The sequence below is a fragment of the Polaromonas sp. genome, assembly GCF_010365105.1.
Classification (GTDB): Bacteria; Pseudomonadota; Gammaproteobacteria; order Burkholderiales; family Burkholderiaceae_C; genus Polaromonas.
Genome location: NZ_JAAFGZ010000001.1, coordinates 66,323 through 91,734, shown reverse-complemented (window position 1 = coordinate 91,734; position 25,412 = coordinate 66,323). Strand labels below are relative to the sequence as shown.

Sequence of the window (25,412 nt, the reverse complement as noted above, 5' to 3'; positions counted from 1 at the left end):
GGATTTTACGCGTTGCCTTGCCGCAAGCGAAGCACGCCGGATGCAAGTAGCTACCCTTGCGGACCCATCTTGCCCACCAAAAGTCATGCAGGCGTCAGGACGGGATGGTTTTCACTACCATTGGCCGCATGCACAAAAAATACAAGACAGGGCTGATGTGGTTCAGGCGGGATTTGCGGACCGAGGACAATGCCGCGCTATTTCATGCGCTGAATTCGTGCGAACAGGTGTATTGCGCCTTCGTTTTTGACCGGTCGATTCTGGATGCGCTGCCCAGGACAGACCGGCGCGTGGAATTCATCCGGGAATCGCTGGTGGACCTGAATGGCCAGCTGGCGCAACTATGTTCCCAAAAACAGGAGCATCCAGCCGGTTTGCTGGTGCGACATGACACAGCAAACACTGCCCTGCCCGCGCTGGCGGAGCAACTGTCGGCGAATGCCGTGTTCGCCAACCACGACGACGAGCCCTACAGCCTGGCGCGCGATGCCCAGGTGCAGGCCGTGCTCGAAGGCCAGGGCGTGGCGTTTCACACCTTCAAGGACCATGTCATTTTTGAACGCCAGGAAGTGTTGACGCTGGCAGGAAAACCGTACAGCGTGTTCACGCCGTACAAGAACGCCTGGCTGAAAAAGGTCGATGCCTTCTACCTCAAGCCCTATCCGGTTGAAGCCTACGGCTCTGCACTGGCGCCCCTGCCGGCGAGCGAAGCCCGTGACGTGCCGTCGCTGGCCGAACTGGGTTTTGAGGTCACCAATTTGTCAACGCTCAAGCTGCCGGCGGGAAGCCAGGGCGGCAATGCGCTGCTTGAAGACTTCCTGGGCCGAATGGAAAAGTACCGGGAAACCCGCGATTTCCCCGCCGTCCGGGGACCCAGTTACCTGAGCGTCCATTTGCGCTTCGGGACCGTCTCGATCCGAAAACTGGCGTCCGTCGCACTGGCGCTTCAAGCAGGCAACGAAGGCGCGGCCACCTGGCTCGGCGAGCTGATCTGGCGGGACTTTTACGCCCAGATCCTGTCCAACTTTCCACATGTTGCAGGCAATGCCTTCAAACCCGAATACGATGCGATTCAATGGGAACAGGGCGAAACGGCTCAGGCGCTATTTCTCGCCTGGTGCGAAGGCCGGACCGGTTATCCGCTGGTTGATGCCGCCATGGCCCAGATCAACCAGACCGGCTACATGCACAACCGCCTGCGCATGGTGACGGCCAGTTTCCTGGTCAAGGACCTGGGCATCGACTGGCGTTGGGGCGAGCGATACTTTGCCGAAAAGCTCAATGATTTTGACCTGGCCTCGAACAATGGCGGCTGGCAGTGGGCCGCCAGCACCGGCTGCGATGCGCAGCCCTATTTCCGCATCTTCAACCCCGTCAGCCAGAGCGAAAAGTTCGACGCGGACGGAAAGTTCATCCGCAAGTACCTGCCAGTGCTGGCCCGGCTACCCAAGGGGGCGCTGCACAGCCCCTGGCTGGCTTCTCCGGTGGAACTGATGGCCGCAGACGTGGCACCAGGCAGCAACTACCCCATGCCGCTGGTCGACCATGCCAAGGCACGGTTGCAGACCTTGGAGCGCTATGCGGTTGTAAAAAAGGCCTGACGCCTGATCGCTATTTTTTCAATAGCAGCAAACGCCCAACCTATCTGCGCAAAAGACCTTTTTAAGCTGATACAGCAGTTTGCACCGAACAGTATTGCCGGATCAGCCGCAGCAACTCGTCTTCGGAATAAGGCTTGCCCAAGTAATGGTTGACGCCCAGCTCCACCGCATGCTCGTTGTGCTTTCCGGCAATGCGCGACGTGATCATGATGATTGGCAGGTCTTTCGTGCGCGCATCGGCCCGGATGTTGCGCGCCAGGTCAAACCCGTCCATGCGCGGCATTTCAATGTCCGAGAGCACCACGGCCGGGATTTCTTCCTGCAGCCTTTCGAGCGCCTGCAGCCCGTCGGCGGCCATGGCCACCCGATAGCCATCGCGCAGCAGCAGCCGCTGGGTCACACGGCGCACGGTGATGGAGTCATCGACCACCAGAATCAGTGGGGTCCGCGGTGCGGCCAGCACCGGTGCAATATTGCCTGTCGGGCGACCGGCGCCTTGCTCAAGGTAATCCTTGCTCCATGACCGGGCCTGTTTTCCGTAGACAGCGGCCAGTGCCACGGGGTTGTAGATCAGCACCACGGCACCGGACGGCAGCATCGACATGCCGGTCAGTCCCGGCAAACCGGACAGTTGGGGGCCAAGGTTCTTCACCACCACTTCGCGGTTGCCCAGCACCTCGTCGACGTGCATGGCAATCCGCTGTGCAGCGCTTCTGAAGACAACGACAGGTGTGGTCTTGGCTTGGGTTTCGCTGCTGAAATGCGAGGCCTGCAGCAAGGCGCCCGACCAGAAAAATGGCACGGACTCGCCGCCCACATCGAGCATGCCGGAGCGGTAAGCCTGTTGAAGTTCGGCAGCACTGGCGCGCCGTACGGTTTCCACCACGTTGGACGGCACACCGACCGACATGCTGCCCGCGCGAATCATCACCACCTGCGTCACGGCCGTGGTCAGCGGCAACACCATGGTGAATTCTGTGCCTTTGCCCAGGGCGGTCGAGGTCTTGATCCTGCCGCCAAGTGAAATCACTTCGCTGCGCACCACATCCAGTCCAATGCCGCGCCCGGCCAGTTCAGTCACTTCCTGAGCCGTTGAAAAGCCGGGGAGGAAGATCAGGTTGGCCGTGGCTTCATCATCACTGGCCTGGCCTGCCGGTATCAGGCCTTGTTTGATGCCTTGCGCACGGATGCGGGCCAGGTCCAGGCCGGCGCCGTCATCACCCAGTTGCACGGAGACGTCATTGCCTTCCTGGCGGAGCTGGATGGTGATCAGACCAACAGCCTCCTTGCCGGCCCGGGCGCGCACTTGCGGTGCTTCGATGCCGTGGGTCAGGCAGTTGCGCAGCAGATGCTCGAAAGCGGGCATCATGCGGTCCAGCATGCCCCGGTCCATTTCGAGGTTGCCGCCGTGCAGGTCCAGGCGCACCTGCTTGCCGGTTTCCTTGGACGTTTGCCGGACCACGCGATACAGCCGCTCGGAAACGCTTTCAAACTCAACCATCCGGGTACGCAGCAAATCGCGTTGCAGTTCCCGTGCCTGGCGACCCTGGGCGACCAGGTCGTCTTCCGTGGCTTCAATGGTGCGCTGCAATGTGCGCTGCACGGTGGCCACGTCGTTCACCGACTCGGCCATCATGCGGGTCAATTCCTGCACGCGGGTAAAACGGTCGAACTCCAGCGGATCGAAGCCTGCCTTGGCTTCCTTGGCCAGCGCCAGACGCGACTGCATCTGGGTTTCCGCCTGCAGTTCGATGTCCCGCAACTGCTGGCGCAAGCGGGTCAGGCTGCCCGTCATGTCGGTCAGGGAAATGCGCAGCTGGCCCACTTCTGCCTCAAGGCGTGAACGGCTGATCATGACTTCACCGGCCTGGTTGACCATGCGGTCAAGCAACTGGGTGCGCACCCGTATGCTGGCATTGGCAGCCTGGCGCAAGGGCTGCATGACCATGGCCTGCGGCCCGGGAATTTCAATTTTGCTGGCATAGGCATAGGCACTGGTGGTAACACGGGTGCTGTCGATAGCGGGGGAAATTTCAACATCATTTTCCTCAGCATCATTTTCGGACAGGAAAACATGAAGGTCCTGTGGTTCCGCTTCAAAGGGAATGGCAGGAAAGGTTTCAACCTGGGTGGGCATGGCCTGCGACGTTGCAGCGTCCAGACGACGCAAGCTTTCAAGCGCATTTTGCATTCTGTCAAAACGGGTCAACAGAAATTCAATCTCCTGACTGGCAGGCGCTTGCAAGCCAATGGAGGCAAGCTCGGACTCGATCCGGTGAGCCATCTCCCCAAGACGCATCGCACCGGCAAGGCGTGCACTGCCTTTGAGGGTGTGCAGCACACGCAGCATTTCCAATCGAGGGCCGGCATCATCAGGCGTTTCTGACCATTGGCGCAGGGCCGAACCCAGACGAGGCATGAGTTCGCCGCATTCCTCCTCAAAGATCGGGAACAGGTCAAGATCAATCACATCGACGGCATCAATGTCGTCATGGACATCGTCATACGCTGCCTGGCTAATGAATCGGCCAAGGCTGGACATCGAACGCTCTGCGGGCCTAGGAACGTCGGCTGAATCGGCCGGCATCAGGTCATCAAGGCCTTCAAGCCCATCGTCGTCTGTTTCCGGCAAGACCGAGTCGGAAAACTCAAGCCCGGCCAGACGCTCAAGGATGCCAGGCAAGGGATGCCTCAGGAAACCGGCTGCAAACTGGTGAAGCAGGCGGCGTATGTCCTCGGAAGCCTCAATAAACAAGTCACCATAGGCGCCGGCACCATGGCGGTGGTGATTGCGGGAATTTTCAAGCGCATGCTCCAGCGCACGCGCCAGGTCGGACAAGACCAGAAAACCCACCGTTGCAGAGCTTCCTGCCAGTGAATGGGCAAGCGCCACGGTGGACGCGCTGATGGGCTGGTGGCTTTCAAGTGCCCATTCCGCCACTTCACTGACCAGGCGACGCGACCATTCGTCCGCCTCATTCAAATAAACGTTGTAAAGCGGAATGCCTATGCGCAAGCCATCGATGACCTTGATCGTGTCGTCTTCTCTTTCCTTCTCTTCATGCGACTCGCTTTCGTACGCTTTTTCTTGCGTGATGTTGCTGTCTCCTGCTGGAATGCCGAGAGGTGTTTCCAGCGAGATCGCCTCAGTCAAAACATTGGGGGCAGCATCAGCATCAGCAATTGCAGCCACAACGCTGTCTTGGGAAGCCATCGGGAACAGGATGTCAAAATCCAGTTCTTCCAGTTCGGCAGGAACCGGATCGGCTTGACCGGACGGCAGGGTTGTAGCCAAGATGCTAGGTTTTTCCTCAAAGAAAAACTCCGGCATGGGCTCACCCTCAATGCCAGTCCCCCTCTGGAGTGCGGTCTGTGAAACAGGAATATCGACCAGCGATGGCGTATCAAATACATTGCCGGACTGATCAGAAAGGTCCAAGGCAAGGTAACGACCGTCAATGCGCATGGCTTGTGCACTGTTACAAAACGCAAGGGCCGACCACGCGCTGTCCTGGTTGCCCGCGATATCTTCGATCCAGCGCTCCAGTCCCGCCATGACCTGGCCGCACAAAGCACGAAATTCTCTGCTCGCCGCATTCTGGTCAGCCAGCCAGCTGTTGAGCAATTGCTCCATCGCCCAGGAGGCTTCACCAAATTCGTCCAGCCCTACCATTCGGGCACTGCCCTTGAGTGTGTGGAAGGCGCGTCGCAATACCGTCAGTTGCTCCAGGTCTTCAGGATGACTTTCCAGCATGGCGATTGCCAGCACGGCATGGCCGGCAACTTCCCGGGCTTCCTCAAGGAAAATATCGCGTAAATCATCTTCTTCGAAATCGATGGCAGCGGACGTCTCAGGCATCGCTGAAGGCAAGGGCATCTCAATGCCCTTGATTTTGGTCAGTGCCGGGACTTCAGCCGCTGGTTGAAACACGGCGTCATCAACAAGTAATGCCGATTGAAATTCGGCCATCGGCACAACCATGCCCTGCGGATTTGAAACTCCGTCGGAACGGTCGCCAGGCATCTCATGAAAAATCTTGTCTGCGGCTTTTTCCACAATCACAGCATGGTCCGGTGAAAGCGGCTCGATATTCAAGGTGATGCTCAAAGCGGCATCGCCGGTGCTTGGCGGGCGCCCCATCAAGGAGGTCAGCTGGTCTTTTTCCTCATCGTAAACAAACAGTTTTTTCACCAGCGCTGGCTGGTAATTGAGCATGTCGATGAGGAAACTCAAGACCCCCAGGTTGTTGCCCAGCTGCTCGAAAGTTCCTGCCGCGCGCACCTGCTGATCATTGATCTCGGTGTCAATCATTTGCTCGACAGTGCCCTTCATCTGCAAAACAGCCCGGGAAGCCTGGTCAAGGCCCAGCACCGACAGCACGCCGCGCATCTGCGCCAACTGCGCCGGCACCGGTTGCAGAAGGCTCTTGTCCTGCGAATCTCGAAAGAACAGATCGAGCGAGCTTTCAATCTCGGCCAGTGCGACGCGCAGTTCGCTCACCACGCTGCTCATGGTCTGCTTGTCGCTGACCCGGCGGTACAACTCCTCCATCCAGCCATCCAGCGGCCGGGGTGCGCCGCCATCGATAACACCCTGAAGCCGCTCTGCCAGACTGGTGGTCCGGATCGCCAGTTGCGGATCGGAAGGGTCCAGGTCATCGAACACGGCTTCAAGATAAAGCATGGAAGTTGCAACTTCCATTGCCAGCGGAATATCCGGCACCTGCTTCCTGTTTGACGTGGCTTCAATTGCCTGGGACAAGGCCTGCGCAAGCGGTTCACTGGCGGCATGAAGTTTTCGCAGCGAATCAATCACCAGGCTGAACTGATCGGAGACCTGTTTGATTTTTGTGCTCTCGCCCGCGCACAGCGAAGACCAGGCATCTTTGGCCAAAACAATGCGCTTGCGCGCCTGCGCCAGCAGTGCGGGGTCAAAACGGCCGAATTGAACCAACTCATAGTCCACGGGCTTGAAACGGGCCAGGCCGTAAGTAAAGCGAACCGCCGAAAGCACGGGCGTGTCGCTGGCACGGCCAGACACTGCCTGAAAGCAAAAGAACAGCAGGTCCAGCACCAGCCGCTCCGGGATGGCGGCCTCGCCTCGGGACAAAGAGGCATATTGCAACAGGATTCGGGAAGCGGCGCGCCTGACGTAAAGGTCGGAGCCCAGCAGGTTATGGGCAATGGCCTCAAAGAACCCGGCCGCAAGCAGCCAGAAAATTCTCGGCTGCTGCCGGGTCTGGTTGGCTGCAAATCCGAGGCTCAGATCCTTCAGGCCGGCGGCAGCTTGCGGAGCCTTGCCCTTCATCAGCTGGAGAATGGCCTTGTCGAGTATTTCGCGTGCATCGTCGTCGTAGGAATGCGCGTCGACCGGAGGCACTTGCGGCTCAAGCCAGCGCCACTCGTACGACCACAAATCGGCCGGATGAATGCGCTCGGCTCGTACAAGCTCTTGAACATCGCGGAATTGAGGGAACAGGGACACGGCGGAAAACGGCTTGTCGGCCACGACGCCTTCAAGATACTCTGTCAGGGCGAAGCTGGCGCACTCGATTTTGGCGACTGCGTCCTGGCTGCAAAGTTCTGGCTGCTGTACAAACTTTTGTACCGCAGCCTCCATGGCGCGGAGCACCATGGCAGGCTCTGCAAGTCCGACCACTTCCAATACCCCAACCGCCTGATGGAGTTGCTGGCGTGCGGTGCGCAACTGGCTGGTGTCGGCCGCCCCCAGGTCAGAACCGCGTGCGGCTTCAGCCTCTTTTGTAAATCGCTTGAGCGCCTTGGTCGCGGCCTCCAGAGATTTACAGAGCTCGTTGAGCACCCAGGCCAGCGGGCCCAGGTCACTCATGACGACATCGGGTTTGGCGGCAATTGAATTCGTGACCATGGAGTGCATAAATAACAGGCAGGTTCAGGAATTGGTGTTCGCAGTCAGAGGCTTGGCAAGGGGGGTTACGCGATCTTGAATCGTGAAACCGACTGGCGGAGTTCCTCAGCCATCCGCGAGAGATCGCGCACCTGCTGCGCCGTTGAACGGGTTCCTTCTCCGGTCTGCTCGGTCACCACGAAAATATGCTGGATGTTGTCGGCCACCACATTGGCCGAAGCCGCTTCCCGGGAGGCAGAATCGGAAATCTGTCCAATCAGCTCGGCCAGATGGCGCGACACCTGGTCAATCTCGGTCAATGCGGTGCCGGCGTTGTCGGAGAGCTTGGCGCCTTCGACCACGCCCTGCGTCGAGCGCTCCATGGCGGCTACGGCATCCTGGGTATCGGTCTGAATGGCCTTGACCAGCGCGGAAATCTGCCGGGTTGCATCGGCGGACCGCTCGGCCAGGCGCTGCACTTCCTCGGCCACCACCGAGAAGCCCCGGCCCGCCTCTCCGGCCGACGCGGCCTGAATGGCGGCGTTGAGCGCCAGCACGTTGGTCTGCTCGGTAATGTCGGAAATCAGTTCCGTGATTTCACCAATTTCCTGTGACGACTCGCCCAGACGCTTGATGCGTTTGGAGGTTTCCTGGATCTGGTCGCGGATGGAGTTCATGCCGCCAATGGCGTTTTGCACCGCCTGCAGACCGGATTCGGCCGCTGTCAGCGACTGACGAGCCACCAGGGAAGATTCCTGAGCCTGGGTGGACACCTCGTTGATTCGGGTTGCCATGTCAAGAACCGACTGGCCGGTTTCACGAATCTCTCGCAGCTGCTGGGTCGAAGCGGCCAGCAGTTCCGTGGAAGTGTTTTCCACCCGTGCAGTCGTCTGCGCAACCCGGGTTGCCGTGTCCTGCACGTTGCCCACCAGCTGGCGCAGTTCTTCCACGGTGTAGTTGACCGAGTCGGCAATGGCGCCGGTGATGTCTTCAGTCACGGTGGCTTCCTGCGTCAGGTCACCCTCAGCCACGGTCTGCAATTCATTCATCAAACGCAAAATGGCGGCCTGGTTGGCATCGTTGACGCGCTTGGCATCCTGTTCCTGGCTTTTGGCATCCTGCCGCTGGCCTTCGGCCACAGCCTGACGCTGCTGGCTGTCCATCACCTGCAGACGAGCCAGACCCGCTGCGCCCAGCAGGGCAACCAAGGCGGCAGCCACCAGAGTTGCAAGCGCCCCGATGCCCAGACCCGTCTGGGAAGACAGCTTTTCCTGCAGATCCTCAAGATCACGACGCAGGGGTTCACTGTCGGCAATGATGGAAACCTGCGCTTCACGGGCGGACACCAGGCCCTGGAGATTGCCCAGAATGGCACCGGCCTGGACACGCGTTTTTTCGTAAAGCGCGATCAGGGCTTCCAGGCGTTCCCGCGTCTGCGTGTCCTTTGATGCGCCCAGACGCAACTCAGGGCTGCCGTCCAGCAAGCCCTGGGCAATTTCCTTGAAGGAGTTCAGGTCCTTGCCCAGCAGGAAGACCGCCTCGGGGCTAACGCCTTCCATGGTCAGGAACTCATTGGCGGACTTGCCGATCCGCTGGGTCAGCATCACCAGCTGGCCGGAGGCGGAAATTTCTGTCGGCGCAGCATTTTGCTGAAGTTTGAGCGAAGAAACAGTTTCAGCAATTTCAAGCAGGTCGGACGACTGCCGGTTGATGGTGCGCAAGGCCTCACCCACCTGAAGCAGGATGGCCTTTTGGCCCATCACGATATCTGCATTCTGCCCGGCCCGCTCGACCAGCGGCGTGACCTTTGCCACTTCAGGCTGCAACCCGCCACTCACTGCCGACAGGCGCAGGGTGTCGTCGCCCGACTTCATTCCGGCGACGGTCTTGCCGAGAACATCGGCGCTTTCACGCACATCCGGGAAGGCCTGGGCGCTTCCGATCAGTGCCTGCGAGGCCGATTTGGCGAGGCGCTGCGACTGCATCAGCGCCTGGCCGGTTGCCGCCACCTGCTGCGCAACGCGGTCGGACTTGCTGAGTGCAAAAAATGTGACGACCGCCAGGACGGCGACAGCAAGCCCAAGTGCCACGACCAGTATCTTCTGGTGCTCCGCAAGCGGCCGTACCCCCAGCACCGGAAGGCTGAGCAGTTCGGTACTCATCAGCACGCCATCTTCAGCAACGACCATGCCGCTGGGTGAAAAAATTTCTTCTTGCGCTTCTGCTGAACCCGCCCGGTCGCGTGGCGTCGTGTTGCCGGCAACAGACTCATTCATCATGCCAAAAGTGCTTGTATTGCCGTCAGGACGGTCTGGCTTCGTTTTAAACAGCTTCTGGATATTTTCTAGAACAGACATGAATGAGCCTTCATAAAACGTGTAAAACGGATGCCAAGGTGCACTAGGCGGCAATGGTTAAAAAATCAACCTGCTGTGCAAGCTGTTGCAGGTTGATTTCCTGCCAGCTTGCGCCATTGCGATCGACGTACTGGTTTCCAAAAAAAACACCGGCTTCGGGCTCCGGCGCCGAAAAATCGATGAAATCATTCTGGTTGCGCAGGCCTGCCAGTTTGTCGATCAGCAAGACGCAATTGACTTCAAGGGCGCTGTTGAGTGAGACCAGGCGCGACTCGGTGCGTGCAAGTTCACTTCGGGAACCGGATGCCTGGCCATCAACAAAACCGGCCAGATCCACCACGCCATAAAGACCACCGCGCAAGCTGGCTACGCCCAGAAACCAGGACTGTGTGTAAGAAACCGGCTGGATTCCGGCCCAGGGAAAGATTTCGCCTGACTGGTCCAGCGGGAAAAGGTATTTTTTTTCAGCGGCCTCGACAGCCAGCCAGGAAGGCGCGATGCCCTGTGTCTTGGCAAGCTGCAATCGCTCTGCCAGACGCGTTTGCAGCTCTTTAAGCGCTTGTCTGTTTGCCATGGTGTTTTTATGCCAAAGCTCAACCAAGAGCCTTGATCTTGGCCATCAGTTCGCCGGCATTGACCGGTTTGGTGATGTAGTCGCGCGCACCTTGACGCATGCCCCAAACCCGGTCGGTTTCCTGGTTCTTGCTGGTACACATCATGATGGGAATGTCCGCATACTGGGGGTCACGCGCTATGGCTCGGGTCAGCTGGAAGCCGTTTTGCCCCGGCATGACCACATCCATGAGAATCAGTTCCGGCTTTTCCTCGGCCAGCCGGCGAAAGGCGTCTTCTGCGTTTTCCGCCGTCTTGACGCTGAAGCCGTTTTTCACCAGCAAATCGGTCAGGAACATCAACTCGGTTTTCGAGTCGTCCACCACCAGCACTTTATTGATTGACATTAGATTTCCCTTTGTTTTGCAGAGCCCAAAGCCTGAACGGTTTGCAGCAACTGATCTTTGGTGAAGGGCTTGGTCAGGTAGTCCTGCGAGCCCGCCATGCGTCCACGCGCCTTGTCAAATACGCCATCCTTGGACGACAGCATCACAATGGGCACGCTTGAAAATTTGGCATTGCGCTTGATAATTGCGCAGGTCTGGTAGCCATCCAGACGCGGCATGAGGATGTCGCAAAAAATGAGGTCGGGCTGGAAGTCATTGACCTTGGACAGGGCATCAAAGCCATCTTCGGAGAGCAATACCTCATGACCACCCTGCTTCAGGAAAATCTCTGCACTGCGCCTGATGGTATTGCTGTCGTCGATGACCAATACCTTGAGTCCGGAACTGGAAATGCTCACTGTGCTACTCCTGTTTTGCAGCCGCCGAAGCAGTTGGGTTCATTGCGGTCATATTTTTTGCAAGCAGGCCCCAGGGCCTACATCTCAACCATTTCAAAATCCTCCTTGCGTGCCCCGCATTCAGGACAGGTCCAGTTCATGGGAACCTGGCTCCATGGCGTGCCTGCGGCAATGCCATGTTCCGGGGCTCCCAGCGCCTCGTCGTAAATCCATCCACAGATCAAACACATCCAGGTCATTGATTGAGTCACAGCTTAAATTGCCTTCGAATAGAATGCAACAATTGTATCTAGCCGGCGTTGCTAATTCATGCAAAGGGCAAAATCAAAGCCTATGGCAAACCCCCACACACCTGAACTGGACAGCCGGCAACTCCAGATCGAGGACAGCGATGCCGATGCGTCACCGGCGTGCGTCATGACGTTCAACGCCAATGACCCGAGCGGCGCAGGCGGCCTCACGGCCGACATCACGGCCATTACCTCGGCAGGCGCCCATCCGCTGTCTGTCGTCACCGGCACCTACCTGCGCGACACGGCTGAAATTTTCGACCATTTGCCGTTTGACGACGACGCAGTCACCGAGCAGGCACGTGCTGCGCTGGAAGACATGCCGGTGGCCGCCATCAAGGTCGGTTTTGTCGGCAGTCCCGAGAACATCAGCACGATTGCCGAAATTGCCTCCGACTACTCCGAAGTGCCGCTGGTGGCCTACATGCCCAGCCTGTCCTGGTGGGATGAGAGCGAGATCGACAGCTACCTGGATGCCTTTCGCGAACTGCTGCTGCCCCAGGTTACCCTGTTGATTGGCAACCACAGCACGCTCTGGCGCTGGCTGCTGCCCGACTGGTCCACCGAGCGCAATCCGTCGGCGCGCGACATTGCCAAGGCGGCTGCCGCGCTGGGCGTTCCCTACACGCTGGTGACCGGCATCCCGCTGCCTGACCAGTTCATCGACAACGTGCTCGCCACGCCGCAGGCCGTGCTCTACAGCGAGAAGTTCGAGCGTTTCGAGGCGGTCTTCGAAGGCGCCGGCGAAACCCTGTCGGCCGCCCTGTGCGCCCTGCTGGCCAACGGCCACGACCTGCAGGCCGCCACGGCCGAAGCGCTGACCTACCTGGACCACAGCCTGGACGCCGGCTTTCACCCCGGCATGGGCCATATCATTCCGGACCGGCTGTTCTGGGCGCAGGCCGAGTCCGATGAAGAGACTGGCGACGAAACAACCGATACCGCCGGCACCGACGATGCCGGCCTGACTTCCCATCCACCTTTTGAATTTCCCCCTAATGGAACAACCAAACATTAAGCCCGACCTCTCCACGACAACGTCCCGCAACGCAGACCTGTTCGAACGCGCCCAGAAACTGATCCCCGGCGGCGTCAACTCGCCGGTGCGGGCTTTCAAGGCGGTAGGCGGCACGCCACGCTTCATCCAGCGCGCCCAGGGCGCTTACTTCTGGGACGCCGACGGCCAGCGCTACATCGACTACATCGGCTCCTGGGGTCCCATGATCCTGGGCCATGGCCATCCGGCGGTGATTGAAGCCGTCCAGAAAGCCGTGCTGGAAGGCTTCTCCTACGGCGCGCCGACCGAGCGCGAAGTCGAGATGGCCGAGGAAATCGTCAAGCTGGTGCCGTCCATCGAAATGGTGCGGCTGGTCAGCTCCGGCACCGAGGCGACGATGAGCGTGATCCGGCTGGCGCGCGGCGCGACCGGGCGCAACAAGATCGTCAAGTTCGAGGGCTGCTACCACGGCCACTCCGACGCGCTGCTGGTCAAGGCCGGATCGGGCCTGGCGACCTTCGGCAGCCCGACCAGCGCAGGGGTTCCGGCGGAGGTGGTCAAGGACACCCTGGTGCTGGAATACAACCACATCGCCCAGCTCGAAGAAGCCTTTTCGCTGCATGGCCGGGAGATTGCCTGCCTGATGATCGAGCCGATTGCCGGCAACATGAACTTTGTGCGTGCCAGCGTGCCCTTCATCAAGCGCTGCCGCGAACTCTGCACGGAATACGACACGCTGCTGGTGTTCGACGAGGTGATGACGGGTTTCCGGGTGGCGCTGGGCGGCGCGCAAAGCGTCTTTGCGCAAAGCATTCCCGGTTTCAAGCCGGACCTGACCGCGCTGGGCAAGGTGATTGGCGGCGGCATGCCGATGGCGGCCTTTGGCGGAACCCGCGCCGTGATGGAGCACCTGGCGCCTCTGGGCGGGGTCTATCAGGCCGGCACGCTGTCGGGCAACCCGATCGCCACGGCCTGCGGCCTGGCCACATTGCGTGAAATCCAGAAACCCGGTTTTTACGACGCACTGGGCGCACGCACGCGCAGCCTGGTGACCGGCCTGACGGACGCCGCGCACCAAGCCGGCGTGCCCTTTTGCGGCGACAGCGAAGGCGGCATGTTCGGCTTTTTCCTGCTGGGCACGCTGCCGCAGAACTATCCGCAGGTCATGAAGACTGACGGCCCGGCCTTCAACCGCTTTTTCCACGCCATGCTGGACAGCGGCGTGTATTACGCGCCCGCGCTCTACGAAGCCGGCTTTGTCAGCGCGGCGCACACGGCCGAAGACATCGACGCCACGGTGGATGCCGCAGCCCGGTTTTTCGCGAGCCTCTGAACGTCAATACCGACCAGGGTGAAATCCTCCATGCGCCGCTGCTTGCTATTAATAGCATAGCTGCTTGCGCATACCCACCCTGCGCAAACACCTGATTTCTCATAAAAAAAGCGGCCAAGGCCGCTTTTTTTGATTCCGAAGCCAGCGAGTCGCCGGCGCCATGGCTCAATGCCTGAAATGGCGCACGCCGCTCAGCACCATGACCACGCCGCGCTCGTCGGCGGCATCAATCACTTCCTGGTCGCGCATCGAGCCGCCGGGCTGGATCACGCACGTCGCGCCGGCATCCACCACCACGTCAAGGCCATCCCGGAACGGGAAGAAGGCGTCGCTGGCCACCGCCGTGCCCTTGAGCGACAGGCCGGCATGCTCGGCCTTGATGCTGGCGATGCGGGCGGAATCGAGGCGGCTCATCTGGCCGGCACCGACGCCCATGGTCATGCCGCCGGCGCAGAACACGATGGCGTTGGACTTGACGTACTTGGCCACCGTCCAGGCGAACAGCAAATCCTGCAACTGGTCTGGCGTGGGCTGCAGCTTGCTGACGACCTTCAGGTCGGACAGCGCCAGCTCATGGTTGTCGGCGGTCTGCATCAACAGGCCCGAGCCGACGCGCTTGATGTCGATCAGGTTGCGCCCTTGGTCCCAGGCCGTTACACCACCGGGAGGCAGATTGATCTGCAAAATCCGCACATTGACCTTGGTCTTGAACACTTCCAGCGCTTCAGGCGTGAAGCCCGGGGCCATCAGCACTTCGACGAACTGCTTCGAAATTTGTAGCGCTGCGCGCTCATCCACTGTGCGGTTGAGGGCAATAATGCCACCAAACGCCGAGGTCGGATCGGTCTTGAAGGCCTTGCTGTAAGCCTCCAGTGCATCCACGCCCACGGCCACGCCGCACGGATTGGCATGCTTGACGATGACGCAGGCCGATTCGGTGAAGCTCTTGACGCATTCCCAGGCGGCATCGGCGTCGCCAATATTGTTGTACGACAGTTCCTTGCCCTGCAATTGTTTGGCCGTGACCAGCGAGCCGGGCGCGGGATGCAGGTCGCGGTACAGCGCGGCCTGCTGGTGCGAGTTCTCGCCGTAGCGCAGGTCCTGCAGCTTGGTGAACTGGCTGTTGGACTGGCCGGCGAACATCGCACGCTCGGGCACATAGCCTGGTGTGAGCTTGCCAGCGTCAAACGCCACCGACGACAGGTAATCGCTGATGGCGCCGTCGTACTGGCTGATGCGGTTGAACGCGGCCACCGACAGGGCGAATTTGGTCGGGTCGGTCAGCTTGCCGTCGGCTTTCAGTTCGGCCAGCACGCCGGCGTATTGCGACGCGTCGGTCAGCACGCCCACGTCTTTCCAGTTCTTGGCCGCCGAGCGCACCATGGCCGGGCCACCGATGTCGATGTTTTCAATCGCGTCCTCCAGCGTGCAGCCGGGCCTGGCCACGGTCGATTCAAACGGGTAGAGGTTGACCACCAGCAAATCGATGGTGTCGATGCCGTGCGTTTGCAGCGCCGCCATGTGCTCGGGCAGGTCGCGCCGGGCCAGCAGGCCGCCGTGGATTTTCGGATGCAGCGTCTTGACGCGGCCATCGAGCATTTCCGGAAAACCGGTGTGGTCGGCTACTTCGGTGACGGGCAGGCCCGCATCGGCCAGCAGTTTGGCGGTGCCGCCGGTGGACAGCAGCTTGATGCCCAGCGCGTGCAGCGCCTGGGCGAATTCAAGGATGCCGGTTTTGTCGGAAACGGAAATCAGGGCGTTCATGGGCTTCTTTGTTGGATATGCAGGTAGTCGGAACGATTCGGAAAGATCCGGAAACAGAAAAGGGAAATGGCGTCGCCGGCTTACTTGATGAGCTTGTGCTCGACCAGCTTCTTGCGCAGCGTATTGCGGTTCAGGCCCAGCCATTCGGCGGCGCGCGACTGGTTTTGTTCGGCATGCTGCATGACCACTTCCAGCAGCGGCTTTTCGACCACCCGGACCATCATGTCGTACATGCGGTCGGGCGCGGTGCCGCCGAGGTCGGTGAAATAGCCTTCAAGGCTGGTACGGACGCACTCCTCCAGGTTAATTTTGCTCATAGTGCAGCTTCCTCCTTGTTTTTATCGTTGTTCATCAGTTCATCTTCCGGGGCATCGTGGCCCTGGGGTGCGGCCGGAATGCGGTCCATGCCTTCGCCCAGGCCGTCAAAAAATTCGTTCACCGCGTCCAGCTGCGCCTGGCAGTCCTCCAGCCCGTTCATCCGGCCGCGAAACGCCTCGCCGCCGGGCAGGCTCCTGACGTACCAGCCAATGTGCTTGCGCGCCGTGCGCACGCCTGAATACTCGCCGTAGAGCTGGTAATGGTCGAGCAGATGGTCGAGCAGCAGGCGCTTGACGTCGGCCACCAGCGGCGGCGCCAAATGGTTGCCAGTCGCCAGGAAATGCGTCAGTTCACGAAATATCCACGGCCGGCCCTGCGCGGCGCGGCCGACCATCACCGCATCGGCGCCGGTGTAGGCGAGCACATCGCGCGCTTTTTCAGGGCTGCTGATGTCGCCATTCGCCACCACCGGGATGCGCAGCGCAGCCTTCACCTCGGCAATCGTGTCGTATTCGGCCAGGCCCTTGTAGCCCTGCTCACGCGTGCGGCCATGCACGGCAATCATCTGCACGCCGGCGCTTTCGGCGGCGCGCGCAATCGTCAAGGCATTTTTATGGGTTTGCGCCCAGCCGGTGCGCATCTTCAGCGTGACCGGAACGCCGTGCGGGGCGCAGGCGCCGACCACTGCCTCGATGATCTGCAACGCCAGGGTTTCGTCCTGCATCAGCGCCGAACCAGCCCATTTGTTGCAGACCTTCTTGGCCGGGCAACCCATGTTGATGTCGATGATCTGGGCGCCACGGTCGAGGTTGTAGGCGGCGGCTTCGGCCATCATCTGCGCATCGGTGCCGGCGATCTGCACGGCAATCGGACCCGGCTCGCCGTCATGGTTGGCGCGGCGCGAGGTTTTCAGCGTGTCCCACAAATCGCGGCGCGACGTGACCATTTCGCTGACCGCATATCCCGCGCCGAGCTTTTTGCACAGCTGGCGGAACGGCCGGTCCGTGACGCCGGCCATGGGCGCGACAAACACGTTGTTTGCCAAGGCATAGGGACCGATGTTCATGGAGGGAGTGAAAGCCTGGGGTTGCTGAAAAAGGAGGCACGATTGTAGCTGCCCAAAATTTCAGCACTTGAAATCCGACCCGAGAACCTGTAAATCCAGGGCGCCGGCTTGCAGCGGCTTGCCTGCCTATACTCAGGCCCGTATGGAAGCCTGGATACAACACCTGATCGAACTGCTGGCCCTGCCTGAATTCGGGCTGAGCACGGTATTTATCGTCTCATTCATCTCGGCCACCCTGCTGCCGCTGGGTTCCGAGCCGGTGGTGTTCGGGCTGGTCAAGCTGAATCCGGCGATGTTCTGGCCAGCCGTCCTGGTCGCCACCGCCGGCAACACACTGGGCGGCGCGCTGGACTGGTGGCTGGGTTTTGGCGCGCACCGGGTAGCCGACAAGTACACGCATTCTTCGCACCACGGCCGCGCTGTTCGCTGGCTGGAAAAGCTCGGCCCCAAGGCTTGTTTGCTGGCCTGGCTGCCGGTGGTGGGCGACCCGCTGTGCGCCGTGGCCGGGTGGCTGAAGTTTCCGTTCTGGCCCTGCCTGGCCTACATGGCGGTCGGCAAGTTCCTGCGCTATTTTTTGATGACCGGCAGCTTGATCTGGGCGTTTCCGGGCGTCATCGGGAACTGAAGCACCCGCTTCAAGCGTCAAGCGTCAACAACGCCTAAAACCGCTCGTAGGGCATCAGGTATCGCCACTGCCCTGATTGCAACTGGCTCAGCGGCAGGCGGCCCACGCGCAAGCGCCTCATCGCTGTGACCTGCAACCCGACGCTCTCGCACAGGTAGGCGATCTGGCCGGGCATCTCGCCCTTGAGCGCAAAACGCAGCCGCGCCTCGCTCTGCCAGCTCACCTTGGCCGGCGGCAGCAGTGCGCCCTGGTAGGTAAAGCCGTGATCGATACGGTTCAGCCGCTCCAGGCCGCCAGGCTTGATGTCGCCGCTGACCTCGACCACCACTTCGTGCTCCAGCAGGCGGGCGTCTTCCCGCAGCTTGCGCACGACACGCCAGTCGCTTGAAAAAACCACCAGGCCACTGGCCGCCGTGGCCAGCGGCGTGAGCAGTTCGGAGCTGGAGAAATGCTTTTTCAGCGGACGGATGCCCGAGCGGTCGCCCGGCGCGTGGTTGGCGGCCGTCAGCAACTGTGCGGCGGTTTGAACACCGGCGTCGCCGCTGGCATGGGCCGCGTCACGCGATTCGTAGCCCGCCGGCTTGTGCAGCAGGATGGTCACCGGCGTCAGCGCCAGCAGGCTGGCGTCAGGCGACAGCACGACAGACTGGTTCTGGACGCGAAATTGAGGCTCTTCCACCACCGCGCCATCGACCGTGACAAAGCCGCCCTCGATGTACTGCTCGGCCTCGCGGCGTGAGCAGGCCAGCATGTCGGCGAGGCGTTTGGCGAGTCGTACCGGTTCGGTCATGGCTGCGGGCGTCCTGGTGAGTCCGGTTGAAATCAAACTTGATGCTATAAAATTAATAGCTACTTGCACCCGTAGGTATTGCGCAAACAGCCAATAATGCTTAAAAAACTGAGCGGCGCCGGAATGTTTCCGTTGCCGCCCGCCCCTGCCCGCTCAGGAGCTGAACAGGAAGTTCATCACGTCGCCGTCCTTGACAACATATTCCTTGCCTTCGGCGCGCATCTTGCCCGCGTCCTTGGCGCCCTGCTCGCCCTTGAAGGTGATGAAGTCTTCAAACGCGATGGTCTGGGCGCGGATGTAGCCCTTTTCAAAATCGGTGTGGATCACGCCAGCGGCCTGCGGGCCGGTGTCGCCAACGTGGATGGTCCAGGCGCGAACTTCCTTCACGCCGGCGGTGAAATACGTCTGCAGGCCGAGCAGCGTGTAGGCGGCGCGAATCAGGCGGTTCAGTCCCGGCTCGGTCTGGCCGAGTTCTTCGAGGAACATCTGGCGGTCTTCGTCGCTCATCTCGGCCATTTCGGCTTCGAGCTTGGCGCTGATGGCGACCACCGGCGCGTTTTGCGACTGGGCATAGGCCTTCAGGCGGTCAAGGAAAGGGTTGTTCTCGAAGCCGTCCTCGGCGACGTTGGCAACGAACATTGCCGGCTTGGCGGTGATCAGGAAGAATTGCTGCAGCAGCGGCAACTCGTCCTTGCTGAAGTCCAGCGTGCGCACCGGCTTGGCTTCGTTCAGCGCGGCCTGGCATTTCTCCAGGATGGCGACCAGCTTGGCCGAGTCCTTGTCGCCCGAGCGCGCCAGCTTGCCGACGCGGTGCAGGGCTTTTTCGACCGCCGACAGGTCGGCCAGGCAGAGTTCGGTCTGGATCACTTCGATGTCGTCGATCGGATCGACCTTGCCCGACACGTGGATCACGTTGTCGTCTTCAAAGCAGCGCACCACGTTGACGATGGCGTCGGTCTCGCGGATGTGGGCCAAAAACTTGTTGCCCAGGCCTTCGCCGGTGCTGGCACCGGCCACCAGTCCGGCAATATCGACAAACTCGACAATCGCGCGCTGGACCTTTTGCGGGTTGACGATGGCGGATAACGCATCGAGCCGCGCATCCGGCACTTCAACGATGCCGACATTCGGCTCGATGGTGCAAAAGGGATAGTTTTCCGCCGCGATGCCCGCTTTGGTCAACGCATTGAACAGGGTGGATTTTCCGACGTTGGGCAAGCCAACGATGCCGCACTTCAAACTCATCAATTTTCCTTAGAAATCATTAACTCCGGCATGGACCCGCAGGAGGCTTCGGGGCTGAGAACAACCCCGCCCGGACCCTGTGCGTGTACCCGGCTTTGTACCGGGTTTTGTCCGGAAACAACTCGGGCGATTGTAATGAGTCGCCACGCCGGGGTTCGCCGGGCGGGCCGCGCCGGTTCATCCCTTCCCGCCCTCGCGGTCCTCCCAGTCCACCCACGGCACCTGCGTGGCCTTCAGATAGCCATTCACGGCCTGGCCCAGCGTGGCAAAAAAGCGCTGCTCGCCCAGGCGGGAGAAAAGGCCGAAGCGCTTGAGCTTGTCCTTCACCGGGTCTTTCATTTCAGCAAAGCACAACTCGATGCCGGCGGCGTGCAAGGTAGCATCGAGTTCTTCCAGCACGTCGGCGGCGGTGACATCCACGCTGGTGACCGGCTCCGCGCTGACGACCAGCCAGCGCACGGGCGTCGGCGATGCGACCACGGCGTCCAGCGCATGATCCCGAAACAGCTCGGCATTGGCGAAGAACAGCGGCGCATCCCAGCGGAACAGCACCAGCCCCGGAACGATGCGGGCGTCTGGATAGCGGGTGATGTCGTGGTAGCCCTTGACGCCATCGACCCGGCCCAGCACCGCAAAGTGCGGACGCCAGCCGTCCCACAAAAACTCGATGACGGCAATCACGATCGCCAAAGCAATGCCCTCAATCGCCCCGAGCACCGCAACGCCAGCCATGCAGACCATGGACAGCCAGAACTCCCAGCGCTGGATGCGGTAGATGCGGCGCAGGTCGGTGATCTCGATGAGGGCAATCGCCGACGCAATCACCACGGCGGCCAGCGTGGCGGTCGGCAGGTTCCTGAGCAGGCTGGGCGCCACCAGCAGCAGCCCGGCCACGGCAATGGCCCCGACGATGCCCGCCAGCTGGGTTTTGGCCCCGGCCGCCTGGGCCACCGGGGTGCGCGAAGCGCTCGCGCTGATCGGAAAGCCCTGGAAGATGCCCGCCGCCAGGTTCGCCATCCCCAGCCCGACCATTTCCTGGTTCGGATCGACGAAAGTGCCTGCGCGCGCGGCATACACGCGCGACAGCACGCTGGTGTCGGCAAACGACACCAGCGCCACGGCCAGCCCGCCCAGCAGCACCGGGACGATGTCGCTGGACGTGATCAAGGGAAACACCAGCGCCGGCAAGCCCTGGGGCAGCGCGCCGAGCACCGAAACGCCCGCGCGTGTGGCCAGGTCCAGCGCGGTGGCGATGGCGGTTGCGCCGACCACGGCGATCAAAACGCCCGGCAGGCGTTTGCTGCGCTTGAGCCCAAAAATCACGGCCAGCGTACACAAGCCGAGCAGCAGTGCGGTCCCGTTGGTTTTGCCGGCAAGTACCGCCTCGCCAAACGCCAGGGTTTTGTCCAGCAGCCCGTCACCCGGGACCGAGAAGCCGAACAGCGCCGGCAACTGGCTGACCAGCACGGTCAGCGCAATGCCGTTCATGTAGCCGTAGCGGATGGGCTTGGAGAGCAGTTCGGTGACAAACCCCAGACGCGCCGAGCCCGCCGCAATGCACAGGACGCCGGAGACCACCGCCATCATTCCCGCCAGCGCCAGCGCGCGCTGCGGGTCCCCCGCCGACAGCGGCAGCACGACACCCAGGATCAGCGCCACGAGAGAAGAATCCGGCCCCAGCACCAGTACCCGGCTGGGTCCGAACAGCGCATAGGCCAGCAGCCCGAAGATGGTTGCGTACAGGCCCGAAATGGCCGGCAGCCCAGACGCGACCGCATACGCAATGCCGACCGGCACCAGCACCGTGGTCAGCACCAGGCCGGCCACGAGGTCATGGCGCAGCCAGGCGATCTCGTAGTGGCGCAAGGCCAGCAGGCCCGGCAGCCAGCGCAGCCAGCCGGTCGCTGGCACGGCGCGCGCCAGGCGGGCAGGCTGCGGCGGTGCGGACGGAGGGATGGAATCGCTCATGAAATGTGCCGGACTGCAAACCGCCTTTAACAACAGGGAATCGCCGGATCAATCAAAACGATAGCTGGCCCCTGCGCGCTGGCCGACCCTAAGCAGGTGGTCGATGCCGGCCAGCACGATGGCATTCATGCCGAAGGTCACCGCGCCGCCCAGCCGCGCATCCTGACGGTAGCCTTGCAGCAGGTCGCCGACCTCATGGCTGCTGAGGGCGGTGGCTGGGTCGATATTGGGAATCGGGCAGCGCGGACACGGCTTGACCGGCTTGAGCCGGACCGGGCCTTGCGCGGTGGTGATTTGAATCAGGTCGAGCCGGTCTTCGTCGTGTGGCGACAGAGGCAGTTCGCCCGGCGCATCGCCCAGCACGATGTTGGGTCGAAAGCGCTCCATGCCGACAGCGGCAAAGCCCTGGGCAGTCAGCTTTGCATTGAACTGTTCAAGCGATGCCTCGCTGATGACCAGCAGCGGGTAGCCGTCGCTGAACTGGTTCAGTGCCTCTATGCCGCCGGTCTCGTCCAGATTGCTGACACGCGGGTGGTCCGGGTCAAAGCGCACCAGCCGCGCTGGAATCTCCAGGAAATCGGTGAACCACTGGGCGGCAATCGGTCCCATGTCGAAGGCCGCCACCGCTTCGTTCCAGATCGTGACCCGCGCTGGGGCTTCGACCTGGTCCAGCGCGATGTGCAGCGCCAGCATGCCCGGCGCGCGCAGGATCATCTCGAAAGTTTTCAGCTGCGGCCGGATGAGCGCCATGCGCGGCAGTTCGCGCTGCGTCAGGAAATTGCCGTGGCCGTCCACCACCATCCAGGCGCGGTCGAATTCGAGTCCGGTGTCCAGCAGCAGGGCCTGCTCCATCCGCACGCCGGCACAGGACTTGACCGGATAGACAAACAGACCGGCAATGCGGGCGGCCAGATCCGAAGGATTGTCTGACGCTGCAGCGGCTGCCGTGTCCGACACGGTTTCGTTCAATGAATCGTTCACTTTTTTTCCAGTTCTTGCGTTTTCAGGGCTGCAGCAGAGGAATTTCACACGCTTTGCCCTTACGCCAGCCCTGCAAAGCGGTGATTTTGCACTCACTCCTAAAATGGGGCATGTCCAAAACCTTTGATGTCTGTATTCGCGGCGACGGCGTGGTCGGCCGCACCCTGGCGCTGCTGCTGGCGCGCGAGCGCCTGCGCGTGGCGCTGGTCAGCCGGCCATCGCCGGCGCCGGGTGAGCTGCCTGTTGCCGATGTGCGCGCCTATGCCCTGAACAGCGCGTCGCGCAAGGTGCTGGAGGCCCTGCGGGTCTGGCCCGATGCGCCGTTTGCCACACCGGTCCGGGAAATGCAGGTCTGGGGCGACGACGGCGGCCAGGTTGATTTCACCGCCGACAGCGTGGCACAGGACGCGCTGGCCTGGATCGTCGATGTACACGCGCTGGAGCAGCAGCTGATCCAGGCGGTGCGCTACCAGCCGCAAATCGAGATCGTCGCCGCGCCGGCCAAGGCCGCGCTGACGGTGATTTGCGAAGGCAAGAAAAGCGCCAGCCGCGATGAATTCGGCGTGCAGTGGACGGTCAAGGCCTATCCGCAAAAAGCCATTGCCGCGCGGCTCGATGCCGACCTGCCGCACCAGGGCATTGCGCGCCAGTGGTTCGTCAACGGCGACATCGTGGCGCTGCTGCCACTGGGAGGCCACGACGCGAATGCCGTGGCGCTCGTCTGGTCGGCTGCGCAGGAGCGCGCCGAGTCGCTGGAGCAGATGCCGCCGGAACAGTTTTGCGCGGCCCTGCAGGCCATTTGTGGACCCGGGGCAGGCCAGTTGACATTGACCAGCGGCCGGGCCAGCTGGCCGCTGGCGCTGTCCAACGCCGACCGCTGGGTCGGCAGCGGCTGGGCACTCGCCGGCGATGCCGCGCACACGGTGCATCCGCTGTCGGGCCAGGGCCTAAACCTGGGGCTGGCCGACGCCGCCTGCCTGGCCAATGTGCTGGCGCAGCGCGAATACTGGCGCGCACTGGGCGATGAAAAACTGTTGCGTCGCTACGAGCGCGCGCGCAAGGCCGATGTGGCCGCCATGGGCGCGGTGACCGACGGACTGCATGGCCTGTTCGCCCAGCCCGATGAACGCTGGCAGGCGCTGCGCAACTGGGGCATGAAGGGCTTTGCGCGCAGCAGCCTGCTCAAGCGCTGGGTCACCCGCCAGGCCGCCGGCCTGTGACTCCCCCAAAGAATTCGTTGAACAACAGGACCCCCATGAAACACCCTCGACTGACTGCCGGCCTCAGGCTTGCAGGACTTGCCGGCCTGCTGGCCTGCACCCTGGGCGCCGCGCTGGCGCAGGAAGCCGTGATTCGCAAGAACCTGGCCGAACGGCTGCCGGCGCTGCCCAAAATCGATGAAGTCAGCAAGACGCCGATGAACGGCCTGTATGAGCTGCGCGTCAACGAGAGCGAGATTTTCTACACCGACGCCGAAGGCAACTTCCTGATCCAGGGCAACCTGATCGACACCCGGGGCAAGCGCAACCTGACCGAGGAACGCGTCGAAAAACTCAGCGCCATCGACTTTGACGCCCTGCCGCTGAAAGACGCTTTCACCCAGGTGCGCGGCAACGGCAAGCGCAAGATGGCGGTGTTTGAAGACCCCAACTGCGGCTACTGCAAGCGCTTCGAGCGCGACCTGCAAAAGGTCAACGATGTGACGATCCACACCTTCCTGATTCCCATCCTGAGCGCGGACTCGGTGGACAAGTCGAAAAACATCTGGTGCGCCAAAGACAAGGGCAAGGCCTGGCTCGACTGGATGGTGCGCGACCAGGCTGCCGCCAAGGCCAGCTGCGACACGTCAGCGCTGGAGCGCAACCTGGCCTTCAGCAAAAAGTACAAGATCACCGGAACGCCGACGGTGTTTTTTGCCAACGGCACGCGCGTACCAGGCGCCATCAGCGCGCAGGACATCGAAAAGCAGCTCGCCAGCGCCGCAGGCAAATAAACCCCGGGCTGGATGATTATCCAAACCTTTACAAACAAATAATGGCTCCAGCGCCCGTTAACCGGACGCTGATAGCTATTTTTTTAATAGCCTCTCAGACTGCCTGATCGTAACGATCAGCACGGCATTGACAAAGTCTGGCGACGAAAGCTGCATGTGGTCATCGAATTACTGATTCTGTTCGGCAAGAGCTTTCTGTTTGTGCTGGCCGCGCTGCTGCCCATCCTGAACCCGGCGGCCACGGCGCCCATCTTCCTGGGGCTGACCGAAGGCGCCTCGATCAGCACCCGCGCACTGCTGGCCCGGCGCATAGCGCGCAACATGTTTGCGCTGATGGCCGGCTCGATGCTGGTGGGCTCGTATGTGCTCGACCTGTTTGGCATCTCACTGCCCATCGTGCGCGTGGGCGGCGGCCTGATCGTTGCCGCCAATGCCTGGCGCTTGCTCAATGCCAGCCATGCCGGCGACGACAGGCGTACCGAACTGGCCGAATCGTTCACGGTCGAGCATGCCCGGCGCCAGGCTTTTTACCCGCTGACCTTTCCCATCAGCTGCGGGCCCGGCTCGATTGCCGCAGCCATCACCGTGGGCGTGTCGCTGCATGACCAGAAGCTGACACTGTCGCTGGCGCGCATGGGCGGCGGCGTGCTGGCGCTGTTTGTCATCGGCATCGTGCTGTACCTGGCGCTCAAGTATGCGCAGCGCCTGCTCAAGCCGCTGGGCGATGCGGGTTCGGTGATCTTTCTGCGCCTCTCGGCCTTCATCTTGCTGTGCCTGGGCGTGCAGATTGTCTGGGATGGCTTGGAAGAGCTGTTGCGCAGCGTGATTCAGACGCAGTCCTTCACCTGACGCCCGCCGGGG

Annotated in this window: 20 protein-coding genes; 7 read left to right on the top strand and 13 right to left on the bottom strand. The window is 61.5% G+C overall.

Features of this window, described 5'->3' with window-relative positions:
- Positions 1-128 precede the first annotated feature (128 nt).
- A complete protein-coding gene (locus GZ092_RS00400; protein WP_293633520.1) occupies positions 129-1,601 on the top strand; it encodes a deoxyribodipyrimidine photo-lyase in 1,473 nt (490 codons plus the stop codon).
- A gap of 61 nt (positions 1,602-1,662) precedes the next feature.
- Here the strand turns inward: GZ092_RS00400 and GZ092_RS00395 are convergent, their stop codons facing one another.
- The 6 genes from GZ092_RS00395 to GZ092_RS00370 form a co-directional block, all read right to left on the bottom strand.
- Complete coding sequence (locus GZ092_RS00395; RefSeq protein WP_293633518.1) at positions 1,663-7,497, bottom strand: Hpt domain-containing protein; 5,835 nt, start codon at positions 7,495-7,497, stop codon at positions 1,663-1,665.
- Between the two features lie 56 nt (positions 7,498-7,553).
- On the bottom strand, positions 7,554-9,824 hold the full coding sequence (locus tag GZ092_RS00390) for a methyl-accepting chemotaxis protein (RefSeq protein ID WP_293633516.1): 2,271 nt from the start codon (positions 9,822-9,824) through the stop codon (positions 7,554-7,556).
- A gap of 43 nt (positions 9,825-9,867) precedes the next feature.
- The gene (locus tag GZ092_RS00385; RefSeq protein ID WP_293633514.1) at positions 9,868-10,398 is read right to left on the bottom strand and encodes a chemotaxis protein CheW; all 531 of its coding nucleotides are present in this window, start codon (positions 10,396-10,398) and stop codon (positions 9,868-9,870) included.
- A gap of 19 nt (positions 10,399-10,417) precedes the next feature.
- Positions 10,418-10,783 (bottom strand): response regulator, encoded by a 366-nt coding sequence (locus GZ092_RS00380; protein ID WP_293633512.1) that lies wholly within the window; start codon positions 10,781-10,783, stop codon positions 10,418-10,420.
- Positions 10,783-11,181 (bottom strand): response regulator, encoded by a 399-nt coding sequence (locus tag GZ092_RS00375; protein WP_293633510.1) that lies wholly within the window; start codon positions 11,179-11,181, stop codon positions 10,783-10,785. Before GZ092_RS00375 ends, GZ092_RS00380 begins: the two co-directional genes overlap by 1 nt.
- A gap of 77 nt (positions 11,182-11,258) precedes the next feature.
- Complete coding sequence (locus GZ092_RS00370) at positions 11,259-11,432, bottom strand: rubredoxin (RefSeq protein WP_293633508.1); 174 nt, start codon at positions 11,430-11,432, stop codon at positions 11,259-11,261.
- A gap of 82 nt (positions 11,433-11,514) precedes the next feature.
- Here GZ092_RS00370 and GZ092_RS00365 point away from each other — a divergent pair, with 82 nt between their 5' ends.
- Positions 11,515-12,489 carry a bifunctional hydroxymethylpyrimidine kinase/phosphomethylpyrimidine kinase gene (locus GZ092_RS00365; protein WP_293633506.1) on the top strand — a complete coding sequence of 325 codons (975 nt, stop codon included), beginning with the start codon at positions 11,515-11,517 and terminating at the stop codon, positions 12,487-12,489.
- On the top strand, positions 12,470-13,801 hold the full coding sequence (gene hemL, locus GZ092_RS00360) for a glutamate-1-semialdehyde 2,1-aminomutase (protein WP_293633504.1): 1,332 nt from the start codon (positions 12,470-12,472) through the stop codon (positions 13,799-13,801). Before GZ092_RS00365 ends, hemL begins: the two co-directional genes overlap by 20 nt.
- A 165-nt stretch (positions 13,802-13,966) precedes the next feature.
- Here hemL and purH read toward each other — a convergent pair whose 3' ends face one another.
- The 3 genes from purH to dusB all read right to left on the bottom strand — a co-directional run bounded on the left by purH (position 13,967) and on the right by dusB (position 16,949).
- Complete coding sequence (gene purH, locus GZ092_RS00355) at positions 13,967-15,565, bottom strand: bifunctional phosphoribosylaminoimidazolecarboxamide formyltransferase/IMP cyclohydrolase (protein WP_293633502.1); 1,599 nt, start codon at positions 15,563-15,565, stop codon at positions 13,967-13,969.
- An 80-nt stretch (positions 15,566-15,645) separates the two neighbouring features.
- Positions 15,646-15,882, bottom strand: a complete 237-nt coding sequence (locus GZ092_RS00350) for a helix-turn-helix domain-containing protein (protein WP_196862117.1) — start codon at positions 15,880-15,882, stop codon at positions 15,646-15,648.
- Entirely contained in the window at positions 15,879-16,949 is a 1,071-nt protein-coding gene (dusB, locus tag GZ092_RS00345) for a tRNA dihydrouridine synthase DusB (protein WP_293633496.1), read from the bottom strand. Before dusB ends, GZ092_RS00350 begins: the two co-directional genes overlap by 4 nt.
- A 142-nt stretch (positions 16,950-17,091) precedes the next feature.
- Between dusB and GZ092_RS00340 the strand changes: the two genes are divergently transcribed.
- The gene (locus tag GZ092_RS00340) at positions 17,092-17,574 is read left to right on the top strand and encodes a YqaA family protein (protein WP_293633862.1); all 483 of its coding nucleotides are present in this window, start codon (positions 17,092-17,094) and stop codon (positions 17,572-17,574) included.
- Positions 17,575-17,608: 34 nt separating this feature from the next.
- On the opposite strand, the gene GZ092_RS00335 is transcribed toward GZ092_RS00340, so the two are convergent.
- The 4 genes from GZ092_RS00335 to GZ092_RS00320 form a co-directional block, all read right to left on the bottom strand.
- Positions 17,609-18,364: an rRNA pseudouridine synthase gene (locus GZ092_RS00335; RefSeq protein ID WP_293633494.1), complete on the bottom strand. Its 756-nt coding sequence runs from the start codon at positions 18,362-18,364 to the stop codon at positions 17,609-17,611.
- Positions 18,365-18,517: 153 nt separating this feature from the next.
- Complete coding sequence (gene ychF, locus GZ092_RS00330) at positions 18,518-19,609, bottom strand: redox-regulated ATPase YchF (protein ID WP_293633492.1); 1,092 nt, start codon at positions 19,607-19,609, stop codon at positions 18,518-18,520.
- A 177-nt stretch (positions 19,610-19,786) separates the two neighbouring features.
- Positions 19,787-21,577 carry a SulP family inorganic anion transporter gene (locus tag GZ092_RS00325; protein WP_293633490.1) on the bottom strand — a complete coding sequence of 597 codons (1,791 nt, stop codon included), beginning with the start codon at positions 21,575-21,577 and terminating at the stop codon, positions 19,787-19,789.
- A 48-nt stretch (positions 21,578-21,625) separates the two neighbouring features.
- Positions 21,626-22,534 (bottom strand): MOSC N-terminal beta barrel domain-containing protein, encoded by a 909-nt coding sequence (locus GZ092_RS00320; protein WP_293633860.1) that lies wholly within the window; start codon positions 22,532-22,534, stop codon positions 21,626-21,628.
- 134 nt (positions 22,535-22,668) lie between these two features.
- On the opposite strand from GZ092_RS00320, the gene GZ092_RS00315 reads away from it, so the two are divergent.
- From GZ092_RS00315 to GZ092_RS00305, 3 genes are all read left to right on the top strand, one after another.
- On the top strand, positions 22,669-23,778 hold the full coding sequence (locus GZ092_RS00315) for an FAD-dependent monooxygenase (protein ID WP_293633488.1): 1,110 nt from the start codon (positions 22,669-22,671) through the stop codon (positions 23,776-23,778).
- 35 nt (positions 23,779-23,813) lie between these two features.
- Complete coding sequence (locus GZ092_RS00310) at positions 23,814-24,551, top strand: DsbC family protein (protein ID WP_293633486.1); 738 nt, start codon at positions 23,814-23,816, stop codon at positions 24,549-24,551.
- A 156-nt stretch (positions 24,552-24,707) separates the two neighbouring features.
- Entirely contained in the window at positions 24,708-25,400 is a 693-nt protein-coding gene (locus GZ092_RS00305; protein ID WP_293633484.1) for a MarC family protein, read from the top strand.
- Positions 25,401-25,412 lie beyond the last annotated feature (12 nt).

Bases quoted from the DNA above. Each gene is read 5' to 3' on its own strand.
- GZ092_RS00310 (WP_293633486.1), top strand. From the start codon at position 23,814: ATGAAACACCCTCGACTGACTGCCGGCCTCAGGCTTGCAGGACTTGCC.
- ychF (WP_293633492.1), bottom strand. From the start codon at position 19,609: ATGAGTTTGAAGTGCGGCATCGTTGGCTTGCCCAACGTCGGAAAATCC.
- purH (WP_293633502.1), bottom strand. From the start codon at position 15,565: ATGAACGCCCTGATTTCCGTTTCCGACAAAACCGGCATCCTTGAATTC.
- GZ092_RS00315 (WP_293633488.1), top strand. From the start codon at position 22,669: ATGTCCAAAACCTTTGATGTCTGTATTCGCGGCGACGGCGTGGTCGGC.
- dusB (WP_293633496.1), bottom strand. From the start codon at position 16,949: ATGAACATCGGTCCCTATGCCTTGGCAAACAACGTGTTTGTCGCGCCC.
- hemL (WP_293633504.1), top strand. From the start codon at position 12,470: ATGGAACAACCAAACATTAAGCCCGACCTCTCCACGACAACGTCCCGC.
- GZ092_RS00385 (WP_293633514.1), bottom strand. From the start codon at position 10,398: ATGGCAAACAGACAAGCGCTTAAAGAGCTGCAAACGCGTCTGGCAGAG.
- GZ092_RS00350 (WP_196862117.1), bottom strand. From the start codon at position 15,882: ATGAGCAAAATTAACCTGGAGGAGTGCGTCCGTACCAGCCTTGAAGGC.
- GZ092_RS00400 (WP_293633520.1), top strand. From the start codon at position 129: ATGCACAAAAAATACAAGACAGGGCTGATGTGGTTCAGGCGGGATTTG.
- GZ092_RS00335 (WP_293633494.1), bottom strand. From the start codon at position 18,364: ATGACCGAACCGGTACGACTCGCCAAACGCCTCGCCGACATGCTGGCC.
- GZ092_RS00395 (WP_293633518.1), bottom strand. From the start codon at position 7,497: ATGCACTCCATGGTCACGAATTCAATTGCCGCCAAACCCGATGTCGTC.
- GZ092_RS00365 (WP_293633506.1), top strand. From the start codon at position 11,515: ATGGCAAACCCCCACACACCTGAACTGGACAGCCGGCAACTCCAGATC.
- GZ092_RS00390 (WP_293633516.1), bottom strand. From the start codon at position 9,824: ATGTCTGTTCTAGAAAATATCCAGAAGCTGTTTAAAACGAAGCCAGAC.
- GZ092_RS00325 (WP_293633490.1), bottom strand. From the start codon at position 21,577: ATGAGCGATTCCATCCCTCCGTCCGCACCGCCGCAGCCTGCCCGCCTG.
- GZ092_RS00340 (WP_293633862.1), top strand. From the start codon at position 17,092: ATGGAAGCCTGGATACAACACCTGATCGAACTGCTGGCCCTGCCTGAA.
- GZ092_RS00380 (WP_293633512.1), bottom strand. From the start codon at position 10,783: ATGTCAATCAATAAAGTGCTGGTGGTGGACGACTCGAAAACCGAGTTG.